The organism is Vibrio sp. S234-5 (genome assembly GCF_000960595.1).
Taxonomy (GTDB): Bacteria; Pseudomonadota; Gammaproteobacteria; order Enterobacterales; family Vibrionaceae; genus Vibrio.
The window spans coordinates 1-412 of sequence record NZ_JZAM01000378.1 but is presented as its reverse complement, the minus strand read 5'-3'; the positions used below and the strand labels follow the sequence as shown (position 1 = coordinate 412).

1 rRNA gene is annotated in these 412 nt (G+C 54.1%); it reads left to right on the top strand.

Annotation, left to right across the window (positions count from 1 at the left end):
* Nucleotides 1-412: ribosomal RNA gene (locus UF06_RS25155) — 16S ribosomal RNA — on the top strand; the annotation flags it as partial.

The following is a 412-nucleotide window of genomic DNA, read 5'->3' as shown; positions in this document are numbered from 1 at the left end:
AAGCACCGGCTAACTCCGTGCCAGCAGCCGCGGTAATGCGGAGGGTGCGAGCGTTAATCGGAATTACTGAGCGTAAAGCGCATGCAGGTGGTTTGTTAAGTCAGATGTGAAAGCCCCGGGCTCAACCTGGGAATTGCATTTAAAACTGGCAAACTAGAGTACTGTAGAGGGGGGTAGAATTTCAGGTGTAGCGGTGAAATGCGTAGAGATCTGAAGGAATACCGGTGGCGAAGGCGGCCCCCTGGACAGATACTGACACTCAGATGCGAAAGCGTGGGGAGCAAACAGGATTAGATACCCTGGACGTCCACGCCGTAAACGATGTCTACTTGGAGGATGTGGCCTTGAGCCGTGGCTTTCGGAGCTACTGCGTTAAGTAGACTGCCTGGGGCGTACGGTCGCCAGGTTAAAC